This window comes from Pseudomonas sp. NY11955, assembly GCF_048068035.1.
Classification (GTDB): domain Bacteria; phylum Pseudomonadota; class Gammaproteobacteria; order Pseudomonadales; family Pseudomonadaceae; genus Aquipseudomonas.
Genome location: NZ_JBLUPS010000001.1, coordinates 345296 through 360600, shown reverse-complemented (window position 1 = coordinate 360600; position 15305 = coordinate 345296). Strand labels below are relative to the sequence as shown.

13 protein-coding genes and 1 riboswitch are annotated in these 15305 nt (G+C 63.1%); of the genes, 6 read left to right on the top strand and 7 right to left on the bottom strand.

Going from position 1 to position 15305, the window contains the following annotated elements; genetic code table 11:
• Positions 1-113 precede the first annotated feature (113 nt).
• On the bottom strand, positions 114-1523 hold the full coding sequence (ahcY, locus tag ACNFBR_RS01605; protein WP_119371650.1) for an adenosylhomocysteinase: 1410 nt from the start codon (positions 1521-1523) through the stop codon (positions 114-116).
• Between the two features lie 20 nt (positions 1524-1543).
• A riboswitch (S-adenosyl-L-homocysteine riboswitch) is annotated at positions 1544-1640 on the bottom strand.
• A 179-nt stretch (positions 1641-1819) separates the two neighbouring features.
• On the opposite strand from ahcY, the gene ACNFBR_RS01600 reads away from it, so the two are divergent.
• Positions 1820-2221 (top strand): acyl-CoA thioesterase, encoded by a 402-nt coding sequence (locus tag ACNFBR_RS01600; RefSeq protein WP_003257757.1) that lies wholly within the window; start codon positions 1820-1822, stop codon positions 2219-2221.
• Between the two features lie 114 nt (positions 2222-2335).
• Here ACNFBR_RS01600 and ACNFBR_RS01595 read toward each other — a convergent pair whose 3' ends face one another.
• Positions 2336-3571, bottom strand: a complete 1236-nt coding sequence (locus ACNFBR_RS01595; protein ID WP_416733408.1) for a cation:proton antiporter — start codon at positions 3569-3571, stop codon at positions 2336-2338.
• Positions 3572-3777: 206 nt separating this feature from the next.
• On the opposite strand from ACNFBR_RS01595, the gene ACNFBR_RS01590 reads away from it, so the two are divergent.
• Both ACNFBR_RS01590 and ACNFBR_RS01585 read left to right on the top strand, forming a co-directional pair.
• Complete coding sequence (locus ACNFBR_RS01590; protein WP_416733407.1) at positions 3778-4611, top strand: EamA family transporter; 834 nt, start codon at positions 3778-3780, stop codon at positions 4609-4611.
• Positions 4612-4638: 27 nt separating this feature from the next.
• Positions 4639-5025: an MAPEG family protein gene (locus tag ACNFBR_RS01585; protein WP_119371649.1), complete on the top strand. Its 387-nt coding sequence runs from the start codon at positions 4639-4641 to the stop codon at positions 5023-5025.
• A gap of 111 nt (positions 5026-5136) precedes the next feature.
• Here the strand turns inward: ACNFBR_RS01585 and ACNFBR_RS01580 are convergent, their stop codons facing one another.
• A complete protein-coding gene (locus ACNFBR_RS01580) occupies positions 5137-6288 on the bottom strand; it encodes a murein transglycosylase A (protein WP_416733406.1) in 1152 nt (383 codons plus the stop codon).
• 119 nt (positions 6289-6407) lie between these two features.
• Here ACNFBR_RS01580 and ACNFBR_RS01575 point away from each other — a divergent pair, with 119 nt between their 5' ends.
• Positions 6408-6854: a c-type cytochrome gene (locus ACNFBR_RS01575; protein WP_416733405.1), complete on the top strand. Its 447-nt coding sequence runs from the start codon at positions 6408-6410 to the stop codon at positions 6852-6854.
• Positions 6855-6979: 125 nt separating this feature from the next.
• Here ACNFBR_RS01575 and ACNFBR_RS01570 read toward each other — a convergent pair whose 3' ends face one another.
• The 4 genes from ACNFBR_RS01570 to ACNFBR_RS01555 form a co-directional block, all read right to left on the bottom strand.
• Complete coding sequence (locus ACNFBR_RS01570; RefSeq protein WP_416733404.1) at positions 6980-7372, bottom strand: DUF1090 domain-containing protein; 393 nt, start codon at positions 7370-7372, stop codon at positions 6980-6982.
• A 131-nt stretch (positions 7373-7503) separates the two neighbouring features.
• Positions 7504-9204, bottom strand: coding sequence for an NAD-dependent DNA ligase LigB (gene ligB, locus ACNFBR_RS01565; RefSeq protein WP_416733403.1), 1701 nt, complete (start codon positions 9202-9204; stop codon positions 7504-7506).
• A 455-nt stretch (positions 9205-9659) separates the two neighbouring features.
• A complete protein-coding gene (gene metK / locus ACNFBR_RS01560; protein ID WP_003249375.1) occupies positions 9660-10850 on the bottom strand; it encodes a methionine adenosyltransferase in 1191 nt (396 codons plus the stop codon).
• Between the two features lie 18 nt (positions 10851-10868).
• Entirely contained in the window at positions 10869-11861 is a 993-nt protein-coding gene (locus ACNFBR_RS01555; RefSeq protein ID WP_416733402.1) for an ArsR/SmtB family transcription factor, read from the bottom strand.
• A gap of 229 nt (positions 11862-12090) precedes the next feature.
• On the opposite strand from ACNFBR_RS01555, the gene tkt reads away from it, so the two are divergent.
• Together tkt and epd are read left to right on the top strand one after the other, a co-directional pair.
• A complete protein-coding gene (gene tkt, locus ACNFBR_RS01550; protein ID WP_416733401.1) occupies positions 12091-14088 on the top strand; it encodes a transketolase in 1998 nt (665 codons plus the stop codon).
• A gap of 150 nt (positions 14089-14238) precedes the next feature.
• On the top strand, positions 14239-15300 hold the full coding sequence (gene epd / locus ACNFBR_RS01545) for an erythrose-4-phosphate dehydrogenase (protein ID WP_416733400.1): 1062 nt from the start codon (positions 14239-14241) through the stop codon (positions 15298-15300).
• Positions 15301-15305 lie beyond the last annotated feature (5 nt).

Below are 15305 nucleotides of genomic sequence, written 5' to 3'. Positions count from 1 at the left end.
CTCAAGCAGCCAACTGCTAGCGGCAAGCTGCAAGTAAAAGCCAGATCGGTGATGGCCGATCTGGCTTGGGCATCGTTCATGAACCTTGAAGCATCAAGCCTCAAGCTTGCCGCTTAGTAGCGGTAGGCGTGCGGCTTGAACGGGCCTTCGACGGTCACACCGATGTAGTCGGCCTGCTGCTTGGTCAGCTGGGTGACCACGCCGCCGAAGCCGCGGACCATTTCCAGGGCCACTTCTTCGTCGAGCTTCTTCGGCAGCACTTCAACGGTCAGGCGCTCGGCCTTCTTCTCGGCCGACAGGTCGGCGTACTTCTGCTCGAACAGGAAGATCTGTGCCAGTACCTGGTTGGCGAACGAGCCGTCCATGATGCGGCTTGGGTGGCCAGTGGCGTTGCCCAGGTTGACCAGGCGGCCTTCGGCCAGCAGGATCAGGTAGTCGTCGTTCTGCGGGTCGAAGCTGCCAGCGCCGGTGCGGTGGATTTTGTGCACCTGCGGCTTGACCTCTTCCCAGGCCCAGTTCTTGCGCATGAAGGCGGTGTCGATCTCGTTGTCGAAGTGGCCGATGTTGCAGACCACGGCACGCTTCTTCAGGGCCTTGAGCATGTTGGCGTCACAGACATTGACGTTACCGGTGGTGGTCACGATCAGGTCGATCTTGCCCAGCAGCGCCTTGTCGATGCTGGCTTCGGTGCCGTCGTTGATACCGTCGATGAACGGCGAGACCAGCTCGAAGCCGTCCATGCAGGCTTGCATGGCGCAGATCGGGTCAACTTCGGTGACCTTCACGATCATGCCTTCCTGACGCAGGGACTGGGCCGAGCCCTTGCCCACGTCGCCGTAGCCGATCACCAGGGCCTGCTTGCCCGACAGCAGGTGGTCGGTACCACGTTTGATGGCGTCGTTCAGGCTGTGACGGCAGCCGTACTTGTTGTCGTTCTTGCTTTTGGTGACCGAGTCGTTGACGTTGATCGCCGGGACTTTCAGCTCGCCCTTGGCCAGCATGTCCAGCAGGCGATGCACGCCAGTGGTGGTTTCTTCGGTCACGCCGTGAACACGGTCCAGTACCTGCGGGTACTTCTTGTGCAGCAGTTCGGTCAGGTCGCCGCCGTCGTCGAGGATCATGTTGGCGTCCCATGGCTGGCCATCTTTCAGGATGGTCTGCTCCAGGCACCACTCGTACTCTTCTTCGGTTTCACCTTTCCAGGCGAAAACCGGGATGCCAGCGGCGGCGATCGAGGCGGCGGCCTGGTCTTGAGTCGAGAAGATGTTGCAGGACGACCAGCGCACTTCGGCACCCAGGGCAACCAGGGTTTCGATCAGCACGGCGGTCTGGATGGTCATGTGGATGCAGCCCAGGATCTTCGCACCCTTGAGCGGTTGCTCGGCCAGGTACTTGCGACGCAGGCCCATCAGCGCAGGCATTTCCGATTCGGCAATGATGGTTTCGCGACGGCCCCAGGCGGCCAGGGAGATGTCGGCGACTTTGTAATCGGTAAAACCAGCAGGCATGTTTGCAGCGCTCATGAGAGCCTCCATTCGTAGTGTGCGAATGGGCGCCGTTGTGCGTTAAGCGCCCGCGAGAGCGAGCAACGCCCCATCCGAGCCTGACAGGCCTAGCCTGCTGCAGCGCCCCTCGGACGGGTGGCGGGCATGGCCCCGCTGTGGGCGGCCATGTGAAGCGGCGAAGATTATAGCCGCGAGCGGCACCTTCACCCAAGGTTTTCTGTCGATTAATCGCGACGATAGTCGATGTTCAATGGAGCGATGGCGGCCGCTCTGCCATCATTGCTACACGTTAGCCAAGCAGGTCAGGAGTACAGATGAACTTTCACACCCGCAAGTGGGTTAAACCCGAAGACCTCAACCCCAATGGCACCCTGTTCGGTGGCAGCCTGTTGCGCTGGATCGACGAAGAGGCGGCGATCTACGCCATCGTCCAGCTGGGCAACCAGCGCGTGGTGACCAAGTACATATCGGAAATCAACTTCGTCAGCGCTTCGCGCCAGGGCGACATCATCGAACTGGGCATCACCGCCACCGAATTTGGCCGTACCTCGATCACCCTCAAGTGCGAAGTGCGCAACAAGATCACCCGCAAGGCCATCCTCACGGTCGACAAGATGGTCTTCGTCAACCTGGGCGAAGACGGCCTGCCAGCGGCGCATGGGCGTACCGAAATCAAGTACATCCAGGACCAGTTCCCGGATTCTGCAGTGGAATAAGTTCGGCGCTTGGCGCTTCGCGGGCTCGCCCGCTCCCACAGGTACATGGCAGGTTTCAGAACCGGTGGAGTACCTGTGGGAGCGGGCAAGCCCGCGAAGAGGCCGTAGCTTGTCTCAAGGCTGGGCGCTGACCTTGCGCACCACCCGCCCGATGCTCAACCCCTGCACCAGGATCGACGACAACACCACGATGTAGGTGATCGACAGCAACAGGTCCCGCTCCTCGCCCAACGGCAGCGACAACGCCAGGGCCACCGACACCCCGCCGCGCAGGCCACCCCAGGTCAGCACCCGCACCGTGCCCTTGGGCACCGGGCGCCAGCGCCGCAGCAGCACGATTGCCGGGGCCACGGTCAGCAGCCGCGACAGCAGCACTGCCAGCGCCAGCACGCCGCCGGCCGCCAGGTGCATCCAGTTGAACGGCAGCAGCAACAGCTCCAGGCCGATCAAGGCGAACAGCAGGGCGTTGAGCATGTCATCGATCAGTTCCCAGAAACCGTCCATGTAGCGGCGCGTCATGTCGTTCATCGCCAGGTTGCGCCCCAGGTTGCCGATGATCAGGCCGGCCACCACCATGGCGATGGGCGCCGAAACGTGCAGCTCGTAGCACATCGCCGAGCCACCGATCACCAATGCCAAGGTCAGCATGACCTCCACCTGGTACTGCTCGACACTCTTGATCATGCGGTAGGTGGCGTAGCCGATCAGGCCACCGAACACCACGCCGCCAATGGCCTCGCGGGCGAACAGGAGGGCCGTGTCGGTCATGCTTGGCGTTTTACCCAGCTGGATGATGCCCAGCAACACGGTAAACACCACGACGGCCGTGCCGTCGTTGAACAGCGATTCACCGACGATGGTGGTCTTCAGCGGTTTGGAGGCGTTGGCAGTACGCAGCGCACCCAGCACGGCAATCGGGTCGGTGGGCGAGATCAGCGCACCGAACAGCAGGCAGTAGATCAACGGCACCTGCCAGCCGAACAGGGCGAACACCCAGTGCGACAGGTAGCCGATGACCACGGTGGCGATCAGCACGCCCAAGGTGGCCAGCAGGCCAATGGGCCAGCGGTAGCTGCGCAGGTCGCTGAGGTTGACGTGCAGTGCGCCGGCAAACAGCAGGAACGCCAGCATCCAGTGCATCAGCAGGTCGTTGAAGTCGATCTGGTTCATCAAGCCTTCGACGCGTTCTTCCAGGCCAGGGAAGCCGATCAGGCTCAGGCCCTGCAGCATCAGGGAAAACAGCAACGCCGTGACCATCACGCCGATAGCGGGGGGCAGGCCGATGAAGCGGTAATTCACGTAGGTAAGGAGGGTGGTGAGGCAAATAAACGCGGCAACTAATTCAAGCATCCCGAATCCTGTAACAGTGGCTTCCAAGTCGTAACCCGAATGGCTCGGGCAGTTCTTTGATGACCTGGCGCGGGGTTCGGGACACAGCGTTTGACCGGATTAGTCCAAATCGTTCCCGCATGGAGCAGGTATTGCCTACCTTGTGGGAGCGGGTTCATGGAACGCTATATATTCACCCCTGAAAAACCTCACAAGGATAAGAAGGCGTGTTGGCAACATCCCTGGTGCTGGTCGCCGCCCTGCTGCATGCGACCTGGAATACCCTGATCAAATTCAGTGGCGAGCGCTTGCTGGTCATTGCCAGCATGGACACGGTAGCGCTGGCCTTCGCGGTGCTGGCTGTAGCCTTTGTCGATGTGCCGCCGGCCGAAATCTGGCCCTGGTTGATCGCCTCGGCGCTGGCCGAGCAGTTGTACCGCTATTTGCTGATCCAGGCCTACCGCGTGGGCGACCTGGGGCTGGTCTATCCTCTGATGCGCGGTCTGTCGCCGTTGGTGGTGCTGGGGCTCACCCTGGCCTTCGCCGGCGAATCGCTGAGCCAGCAGCAGATCATCGGCATCCTGCTGATCCCTTGCGGCATGGCGTGCCTGTTGTGGCAGGGCGGCGGCGGTGACCGGCTACCCTGGTCGATGCTACCGGTCGTTGCATTGATTGGTCTGTGCATCGGGTGCTACACCTGGTTCGATGGCCAAGCCGTGCGCCTGTGGGGCAAGCCGTGGGATTACCTGGTGTGGCTGACCCTGCTCAGCGCCTGGCAATTCCCGTTGCTGGCCGGTGTGGCGCGGCGAGCGCCGTTCGTCCTGTTCTGGCGAACGCAATGGCGCTTGGGTTTGGCGGTAGGTTTCTGCGTATTGTTCAGTTATGCCCTGGTGTTGTGGGCCATGCACCTGGGGTCGGTGGCCGAGGCGGCAGCGCTACGGGAGTTGAGCGTGATCCTGGTGGTGCTGTTGGGTATGCGTTACCTCAAAGAACCTTTTGGCGGGCCGAGACTCCTAGCTTGCGGGCTGGTCCTGGCAGGCATGCTGGTGATGAAGCTCTAACCCATTTTCGAACAAGGAGTCCTGAGCATGACCGTTGCCCTGTGGTGCATCCTGATCGCGCTGCTGTTGAACCCGCTTTGCGCCTTGATTGCCAAGGTGAGCAGTGGCCGCTTCGGCCTCAAGGACAATCACGATCCCCGTGCTTTCCTCGATACCCTGTCGGGCTTGCCACGGCGTGCCCATGCTGCGCAGCAGAATGGCTACGAGGCGTTCCCGGCGTTTGCCGCGGCGGTGCTGGTGGCGGATATCGTCGGCAATGCCGAGCAGGTGACCCAGGATGTATTGGGGGTGATGTATATCACCAGCCGCTTGCTGTACATCATCTGCTACTTGGCTGATTGGGCCGCCTTGCGCTCGCTGGTGTGGTTTGCCGGCTTGGCACTGATCGTGTCGTTCTTCGTGGTTTCCATCTGAAACCGCGTTGCGTTCTTCGCGGTCTTGCCTGCTCCCACAGGTGCCTCACAGCCTTCGAACACTGTGGTGTACCTGTGGGAGCGGGCAAGCCCGCGAAAAAACCACCGCCGATCAAAGCACTTTTGGTACTTCAGGCAGTGGTTGGCCCTTGGGCCACAACATCCAGATCTGTCCTTGCTGCTTCATGTTCCCGGCCAGTTCGCCGGCTTCTGGCCCGGTCCCCCAGAACAGGTCGGCCCGCACTTCGCCCGCAATCGCCCCACCGGTGTCCTGCGCGCCTACCGGTCGTACCACCGGCGAGCCGTCCGGGCGTGTGGTCGACAGCCACAGCAGGCTGCCCAGCGGAATCACCTTGCGGTCGATGGCCACGCTGTAGCCAGCAGTGAGCGGTACGTTAAGCGAACCGCGAGGGCCTTCGTTGCTGTCCGGGCGGGTGCTGAAGAACACGTAGCTGGGGTTACTGGCCAGCAGTTCCGGTACGCGCTGCGGATTGGCCTGGGCCCAGGCATGAATGGCTCCCATGCTCACGTCCTCTTTCTTCAACTGGCCCTGTTCCACCAGCCAGCGGCCGATCGGCCGGTAGGGGTGGCCGTTCTGGTCGGCATAGCCCAGGCGCAGCTGACGGCCGTCTTCCAGTTGTACACGGCCGGAGCCCTGGATTTGCAGGAACTGCAGGTCCATCGGGTCAGTCAGCCAGGCCAGGACGGGGGCCTTGACGCCGTTACGGTTGATCTCTTCGGCCGTGTCGTAGGGTTTGAGCACCCGGCCATCAAGCCGGCCGCGCAAGCGTTTACCCTTGAGTTCGGGGTACACGCTGGCCAGGTCGACCACGATCATGTCTTCAGGGATGCCGTAGACCGCCACATGGTTGGTTGCCGATTGGCTCAGGCTGCCGGGGTAGACCGGTTCGTAGTAACCGGTAATCAGGCCGTTGGCGTTGTTTTCGGCGGAGCGCAGGCCGTATACCTGCAAGTTCTGTTCAAGGAAGGTACGCACCTGGGCGGCGCTGGCCGTGGCGTTGCCGGCTGCTTCGCAGGTGGCGGCCCACACCGCGTCGCGCTTGAGTTTCTCGCAGCCGCTGCGCCAGGCGTAGAAGCCGGCTAGCAGGTCTTCATCGCTGACCGCGGGCAGGTCTTTCCAAGTGGCCGGGGCGTAGGTGGCGATGGCGTGGGGCTCGGGCTTGGCGTTTTCGCCGCCGTTGCAACCGGCTAGCAAGGCCAGCACCGGCAGTGTCCAGGCCAGGTGGCGCAGGGCAGATTTCATGTATGCATTCCTGTCATGGGCGAACATGAAGATTCGCCCCTGTTTTTTATGTGGCTATTGGTCTTTGGCCCTTGGGCAGCGATACTGGCCGCCCATGTGCGTAGGCCGAAGTGAGCGTGATGTTGAAGCGATTGACCGTTGTTCTGCTGGCCATGCTGGCCGTGAGTGGTTGTGACCGAGTTGACCCGAACTCGCCGCTGGGCAAGCGCAAGGTGATCTTCAAGGACATGCTCAAGACCAGCGAGGACCTGGGCGGCATGCTGCGTGGCCGGTTGCCGTTCGACGGGGTGAAGTTCGCCGACGGTGCGCTGAAGCTGGACGGCCTTGCGCATCAGCCTTGGCAACACTTTCCACAGGTACGAGATGGTGGCGACAGCGCGGCCCGTGCCGAAGTATGGGAGCGCCAGGCACGATTTCATGACCTGGCCCGGCAGTTGGAGGGCGTTACCGGCGAACTGGTTGGGGCAACCCGCAGCCAGCCGCTGGACGCTACGCAGTTGAAGGTACCGATGGATAAGGTCGAAGCCGCGTGCAAAGCCTGCCATACCGAGTTTCGTAATCACTGAATGGTTGCGCTGGCCGTACGGGCCCTTGTAGGAGCGGGCTTGCCCGCGAACACCGGCGAAGCCGGTGCCATGCACCGCGTCGCATTTTTCGCGGGCAAGCCCGCTCCTACAAGGACCGCGACTGCTTAGCGATCCAGATCGTCCACGGCTTCCTGGAGCTCTTTACGCGACTCGGCCAGCTTGTCCTTGCGCTTGTTGATCTTCTCGGCGTCGCCCTTCTTCTCGGCCTTCTTCAAGTCCTTTTCCCGCTGCGCCACTTCATGGCGTGCATCGAGCACCTTCTGCTCGCGCTCTTTGCGCAGGCTGGCATCGGTGCAGTTGTCTACGCCGCGCAGCGCTTCTTCCAGCCCTGCGATCTGGTCGCTGTTACCGTGGTCACGGGCAATCTTCAGCTGGTTCTCGATGGCGCTGCGCTTGGCGGCGCAACCGGTCAGGCCCGGGTCTGGCTGGGCGGCTTGCACGGCACCCGCAGCCAGGCCCAGTGTTGCGAGCAGGAAAAGAGTCGAAATACGTTTCATGAAAAGCCTCCTGAACGGGGCGGGGGAGCAAAAGTTGGTGGAAATCCTGCCTTGGTTTTGCCCATTTAGAAACCCTTGGTGAGGTTTTCCGGCTCAATCTTGGGTTTTCTTGCAAGCTATTTGGTAAAAAATCATTGCCCATTGTGCGGGTGCGTGGCCAGGAACCCTTCAATGCCGGTGTCCGCTAACCGTGCGGCAATGGCTTGTACCTCATAGGCCGTGAAGAACTCCACCAGTTGCTGCGAGCGTTTTGCACCGATGCCGGGCACGGCCTGCCATTGCCCGGCACTGCGTGATGCCAGCTGTGGCCAGTCGCCCGTCAGTTGCAAATGTTTGCCGATGGGCGCGCCAAGGCCGCGCAGCCACTGATCAAAGGGGCGTGAGCGGGCTTGGTCGAAACTGCCCAGCAGCTGTTGCGCTGTGAGGTGGCTTATTCCAGGTACCTGCTGCAGACGCTCGACATCGAGTTGCAGCCAATCGGTCATCGAAGTGACCAGGTTGGCCTCCACTAGCCGACGCCATGTGCCAGGCCCCGTGCGCGGCAAGGCCAGGCCTTGTTTGCCGCTGAGCCAGGTGAGCCGGGCAATGAATTGTTCCTCGCAGCCCACGCTGGCCTGCCAGCAACTGTGGGCATGATGCTGCTCGGGCGCAGGCGCGGCCAGCGGTTGGCGTTCGACTGCGCGGTGCACGACGTGCTCGAGGCGGGGAATGGTCAACCCGGCAAGGCTGATGGCCACTTGGTCGCCGGGACGAATATCCAAGGCTTGCCAGCGCGGCAGCGACCCAAGGCTGACCTGGGATATGCGTCGGTCATCGAGCGTTACCGGCTGCACGTGCAGCACTGGCGTGACCCTGCCTGTGCGGCCGACTCGAAAGCGCACGTCGCGTACTTCGGCCAAGGTTTGCGCATAGGGGTACTTCCAGGCCGCGATCCAGTACGGTGCCTTGGCCTGCCAGCGCTCGGCGGGCGGCCGGCTGCTCTGGCGCAGGATCACGCCGTCGCTGGCGAAGGGCAGGGGTGAGCGGTACCAGTGCTCACGCCAGTGCGCTGCATCCGCCAGCGTGTCGATGGCGATGCTGTAATGCTGGCTATCCGGGAAACCCAATTGTGCCAGCTGCGCGAGGCGATCGGCCTGTTGATCGGGGCCGTGCGGCCAGTCCCACACGAACAGGCCGATTGCGTTCCCTTGCGCGCGGGTCAGTTGCTTGCGTGCCAGCAGCCCAGCCACCGTACCGCGTGCGTTGGCTCCGCCTGCCTTGGCTTGTACGTGTTCGTTCAGACGCAAGTACAGCTCACCTTGCAAGTGCAGGTCGATCGCCTGCGGCAACTGCCGGGTGATTGCGTCGAGCTGGGGAATGTGCCGGCTCCAGTCATGCCCCTGCACCCCGTCCCCCCGGCTGATCAGCTGTACCAGTCGGCCTTTTCGATAACTGAGGGAGACTGCGACACCGTCGACCTTGGGCTGTACCCAAACCCCGGTCTTGCCGGTCATCCAGCGCGTCACGGCCTGGTGGTCCGTCAGCTTGTCGACGCCAGTATGCGGCACAGGGTGAGGCACCGGGCCGCGCGCGCTGGCCAGGGGCGATGGGCTGACCGCGAGGCCGAAGCACTGTTGCAGGTGCGCCAGATGTTGGCGGCTTTGGTCGTAAAGCTCATCGGCCACCAGTGCGACGCCCCGGCGATGGTAGTGATCGTCCCAGTGGGTAAGGGTGGCCTGCAGTTGCGCGACTTCGGCCTCGGCCTTTTGCAGATTCCAGTCGGGGCATGAGGCGGTCCAGGCCAGTGGGGCCTGCAGCAACAGCAACAGGGTGAGCAACTTGGCGTACAGCATGGCCAGCATCCTTGCGTGGCGGGGTGAGCGCTTAGCGTAGGCGGGCAGACGGGCGCTTGGTGAGTGCAGTTGTCAGGTGATGTTTCCCAGGTGCTTGTCTTGGGGTTGCGGTGGTGCGCGAATCGCGCGCCGCCCGCGCGGCGCTTCGCAGCACAAGGCTGCTCCCACATTTGTTTCGGGCCAGTCTCTCCTGTGAGGCCACCTTTGGCCGCCTTGTTTGTTCCATTCGATATCGGGGGTGGCAACAACTTCCTACCCATCCCCTGTCATGCACCCAGGCTGCAACCCACCTGGTGCAGTGATAACTGGTCCGAAACAAATGTGGGAGCAGCCTTGTGCTGCGAAGCGCCGCGCGGGCGGCGCTCGATCTCACAGTCGATGAAGATGCCATGACAAGCACAAAAAAGCCCCTGCCGATCGCTCGGCAGGGGCTTTCGCCTGGTGCTGTAGGAAGCTTACAGGCCGGCAGCGTCACGCAGCGACTGGGCGCGGTCAGTGCGCTCCCAGGTGAAGGTGGTGAAGGTGTCGTCGCCGACAGTCTTCTGCTGCGGGGTGCGGCCGAAGTGGCCGTAGGCAGCGGTTTCCTGATACATCGGGTGCAGCAGGTCGAGCATGGTGGTGATGGCGTATGGACGCAGGTCGAAGCACTCGCGCACCAGCTGGATGATCTTGTCGTCGGAGACCTTGCCGGTGCCGAAGGTGTTGATCGAAATGGAGGTCGGCTGGGCCACGCCAATGGCGTAGGACACCTGGATCTCGCAACGCTCGGCCAGGCCAGCGGCGACGATGTTCTTGGCCACGTAGCGGCCGGCGTAGGCGGCGGAACGGTCGACCTTGGACGGGTCCTTGCCGGAGAACGCGCCACCACCGTGGCGGGCCATGCCGCCGTAGGAGTCGACGATGATCTTGCGGCCGGTCAGGCCGCAGTCACCCACCGGGCCACCGATGATGAAGTTGCCGGTCGGGTTGATGTGGTACTGGGTGCCCTTGTGCAGCAGTTCGGCAGGCAGGGTGTGCTTGACGATCAGCTCCATCACGGCTTCTTGCAGGTCTTTCTGCGACACCTCTGGGTTGTGCTGGGTCGACAGCACCACGGCGTCGATACCGACTACCTTGCCATTTTCGTAGCGGCAGGTGACCTGCGACTTGGCGTCCGGGCGCAGCCATGGCAGCAGGCCAGACTTGCGCGCTTCGGCCTGGCGCTCGACCAGACGGTGCGAGAAGCAGATCGGTGCTGGCATCAGCACTTCGGTTTCGTTGCTGGCATAGCCGAACATCAGGCCCTGGTCACCGGCGCCCTGGTCTTCCGGCTTGGAGCGGTCCACGCCCTGGGCGATGTCTACCGACTGCTTGCCGATGATGTTCATCACGGCGCAGGTGGCGCCGTCGAAGCCGACGTCGGAGCTGTTGTAGCCGATGTCGATGATGACCTTGCGCACCAGGTCTTCCAGGTCGACCCAGGCCGAAGTGGTCACTTCGCCGGCAATGATGGCGACACCGGTCTTGACCAGGGTTTCGCAGGCTACGCGGGCGTATTTGTCCTGGGCGATGATGGCATCAAGGACGGCGTCCGAAATCTGGTCGGCGATCTTGTCCGGATGCCCTTCGGACACGGACTCGGAGGTGAAAAGGGAGTATTCGCTCATCTCGAAGGTTCCTGAAATTTACCGATGGTGTATGTCGCCAGCCGTCCGCTGGAAATGGCGGACCTGGATCTGGAAACCGTTACGCAAGCCTACGTACAGGCTGTCCCCATGGGCCAGCCCGGCAGCGTTGGCCCAGCGCGCCAGGTCGTCCTGTTCAAAGCCAAGCCACAGGTCGCCGCAGGCATCCCGCGCCCACCCCTGGTCATGGCTGCACAATTCGGTGACCAGCAGGCTGCCGCCTGCCTTCACCCGTTTGGCCAGCTGACGCAAGGCCAGGGCCGGGTCGCTGAAATGGTGCAGCACCATGTTCAGCACAACGCAGTCGGCGGCCACATCCGTTGCACCCAGTGCATCGGCCAACTGCAGGTTCACGTTGTCGAGCCCTTCGCGCTGGCACACCTGGCGCGCCAGTTCGAGCATGGTCGGGCTGTTGTCCAGGGCGGTGACCTGGGCGAAGCGCCGGGCCAGGTCAGGCAGGAAGCCACCGTCACCGGGGCCGACCTCCAGGGCGCTGGCGGCCGGGTCGAAATGCAGCTTGTCGAGCAGCGCCAGCAGGCTTTCGCGGTACTGCGGCAGGCCGGCGATCAGGTCTTGCTGGGCGCGGAACTTCTCCTCCACGCGCAGGAAGAAGTCCTGGCTGGTGGCCGCGCGGCGCTGCTGTACCAGGGCGATTCGCGCCTGCACATCGGGCGGCAGGGCCAGCTCGTCGACCTCTTCGAGCAGCGCCGCATGCAGCCGACCGCCCAGGCGCAGGCCATCGGGCAGGGCGCGGCGGTAGAAGATGGCGTTGCCTTCGCGCCGGGTGGCCACCAGCTCGGCCTGGGCCAGCACCTTCAGGTGGTGGCTCATGCCCGACTGACCGACGTCGAAGATCTGCGCCAGTTCCAGCACGCCGAACGAGTCGTTGGCCAGGGCGCGCAATACGTTCAGGCGCAACGCGTCGCCACTGGCTTTGCACAGGGCGGCCAATGCTTCGCGTTGCTCGGGGATCGATTGCGCACGGAGGTTCATGGGGCGGCAGTCTAGACAGGCATCGATGCCCTAGCAAGGCCAATATCAAAAAGTTTTGATATTGAGTGATGAGCGGGGCGGTTGACCCGGTTTTGCCCCGAATTGAATGCCAATCACAGGAAAATCCCCCGACTGCGACCATACGTCATTGCCCCAAGCCCCCCCACTGGGCGAAAATGGCCGCCTTTTTTCGTGACACCACCTATTCAAGCCCCCCAGGAGATCAGCGATGCCCAGCCGTCGTGAACGTGCCAACGCCATTCGTGCCCTCAGCATGGATGCCGTGCAAAAGGCCAACAGCGGCCACCCAGGTGCCCCCATGGGCATGGCGGATATCGCCGAAGTGCTTTGGCGCGACTATCTGAAGCACAACCCGAGCAACCCGAGCTTCGCCGACCGTGACCGCTTCGTGCTGTCCAACGGCCACGGCTCGATGCTGATCTACTCGCTGCTGCACCTGACCGGCTACGACGTCACCATCGATGACATCAAAGGCTTTCGCCAGCTGCACAGCCGCACCCCGGGCCACCCGGAATACGGCTACACCCCAGGCGTCGAGACCACCACTGGCCCGCTCGGCCAAGGTATCGCCAACGCCGTGGGCTTCGCCCTGGCCGAAAAAGTGCTGGCTGCCCAGTTCAACCGTGACGGCCACAACATCGTCGACCACAACACCTATGTGTTCCTCGGCGACGGCTGCATGATGGAAGGTATCTCCCACGAAGTCGCCTCGCTGGCCGGCACCCTGGGCCTGAACAAGCTGATCGCCTTCTACGACGACAACGGCATTTCCATCGACGGCGAAGTGCACGGCTGGTTCACCGACAACACCCCGGCGCGCTTCGAGGCGTACAACTGGCAGGTGATCCGCAACGTCAACGGCCACGATGCCGAAGAAATCAAGATGGCCATCGAAACGGCGCGCAAAAGCGACCGTCCGACCCTGATCTGCTGCAAGACCATCATCGGTTTCGGCTCGCCGAACAAGCAGGGCAAGGAAGACTGCCACGGTGCCCCGCTGGGCAACGATGAAATCGCCCTGGCCCGCAAGGAACTGAACTGGAACCACGGCCCATTCGAAATCCCAGCCGACATTTATGCCGAGTGGGATGCCAAGGCCGCCGGCGCCAAGGCCGAAGCCGACTGGAACCAGCGCTTCGACGCCTACGCCAAGGCCTACCCTGAGCTGGCTGCCGAGTTCAAGCGCCGTGACAGCGGCGAGCTGCCGGCCGACTTCAGCGAGAAGGCCCAGGCCTACATCAACGAAGTGGCTGCCAAAGGCGAAACCATCGCCAGCCGCAAGGCCAGCCAGAACGCCCTGAACGCTTTCGGCCCGCTGCTGCCCGAGTTCCTCGGCGGTTCGGCCGACCTGGCCGGCTCCAACCTGACCCTGTGGAAAGGTTGCAAGGGTGTCGAGGCCAATGACGCCAGCGGCAACTACGTGTTCTACGGCGTGCGCGAGTTCGGCATGACCGCCATCATGAACGGCGTTGCCCTGCACGGTGGCCTGGTGCCTTACGGCGCGACCTTCCTGATGTTCATGGAATACGCCCGCAACGCCGTGCGCATGTCGGCGCTGATGAAGCAGCGCGTGATCCACGTGTACACCCACGACTCCATCGGCCTGGGCGAAGACGGCCCGACTCACCAGCCGATCGAGCAGCTGACCAGCCTGCGCAGCACGCCGAACCTGGACACCTGGCGCCCAGCCGACGCGGTGGAGTCCGCCGTGTCCTGGAAAAACGCCCTGGAGCGCAAGGACGGCCCTTCGGCGCTGATCTTCTCGCGTCAGAACCTGCAGCACCAGGACCGCAACGCCCAGCAGATCGCCGACATCAGCCGTGGTGGCTACGTGCTCAAGGACTGCGCTGGCGAGCCTGAGCTGATCCTGATCGCCACCGGTTCGGAAGTGGGCCTGGCTGTTCAGGCCTTCGACAAGCTGACCGAGCAAGGCCGCAAGGTGCGCGTGGTTTCCATGCCGTGCACCAGCGTGTTCGATGCCCAGGACGCCGCCTACAAGCAGTCCGTGCTGCCGCTGGAAGTCGGTGCGCGCATCGCCATCGAAGCTGCCCACGCCGACTTCTGGTACAAGTACGTCGGCCTGGAAGGTCGTATCATCGGCATGACCACCTACGGTGAGTCGGCGCCGGCTTCGGCACTGTTCGAAGCGTTCGGCTTCACCCTGGAAAACATCCTGGGCACTGCCGAAGAGCTGCTGGAAGACTGATACAAGGAAGGCGAGGGCCTTTGGCCCTCGTTCGCGGCACAAGGCCGCTCCTACAGGGTATTGCGCACGCCGTCCCCTGTAGGAGCGGCCTTGTGCCGCGAATGGGCCGCATGGCGGCCCCGTTCAACTGCCGGAGTTCAAGAGCTACCTATGTCCCACCTGCGTCCCTACAAAGTTGCACTCAACGGTTATGGCCGTATCGGCCGCTGTGTCCTGCGCGCGCTGTTCGAGCGGGGGGCGAAGGCCGGTTTCGAGATCGTCGCACTGAACGATTTGGCCGACCAGGCCAGCCTGGAATACCTGACGCGCTTCGACTCCACCCACGGGCGCTTCCCCGGCGAGGTGAAGGTCGACGGCGACTGTCTGCATATCAATGGCGACTGCGTGAAGGTCATGCGCAGTGCCACCCCTGAAGGCATCGACTGGGCTGCACTGGGCATCGACCTGGTGCTGGAGTGTTCCGGTGCCTACAACACCCGTGCCGATGGCCAGCGCTTCCTCGACGCCGGTGCGCCCAGGGTGCTGTTCTCGCAGCCGATGGCCAGCGAGGCCGACGTCGACGCCACGGTGGTCTACGGCATCAACCAGGCCTGCCTGACCGGCAGCGAGCGCCTGGTGTCCAACGCCTCGTGCACCACCAACTGCGGCGTGCCGCTGCTGCGGGTGCTGGACCAGGCGTTCGGCATCGAGTACGTGCAGATCACCACCATCCACTCGGCCATGAACGACCAGCCGGTGATCGATGCCTACCACCACGAAGACCTGCGCCGTACGCGTTCGGCCTTCCAGTCGGTGATCCCGGTGTCCACGGGGCTGGCGCGTGGCATCGAGCGCCTGCTGCCGGAACTTGCCGGACGAATCCAGGCCAAAGCGGTACGTGTGCCGACCGTCAACGTCTCGTGCCTGGACATCACCCTGCAGACCGCCCGCGACACCAGTGCGGCCGAGGTCAACCAGGTGCTGCGCGAGGCCGCGCTGGAAGGCCCGCTGAAAGGCTTGCTGGCCTACACCGAGCTGCCGCACGCCAGCTGTGATTTCAACCATGACCCGCATTCGGCGATCGTCGATGCCAGCCAGACCCGTGTTTCCGGCCCTCGCCTGGTGAACCTGCTGGCCTGGTTCGACAACGAATGGGGGTTCGCCAACCGTATGCTCGACGTTGCCGAACACTATCTGCACGTCGTTCACCCAACCCGCAACAAACAGCCCTGAAGGAC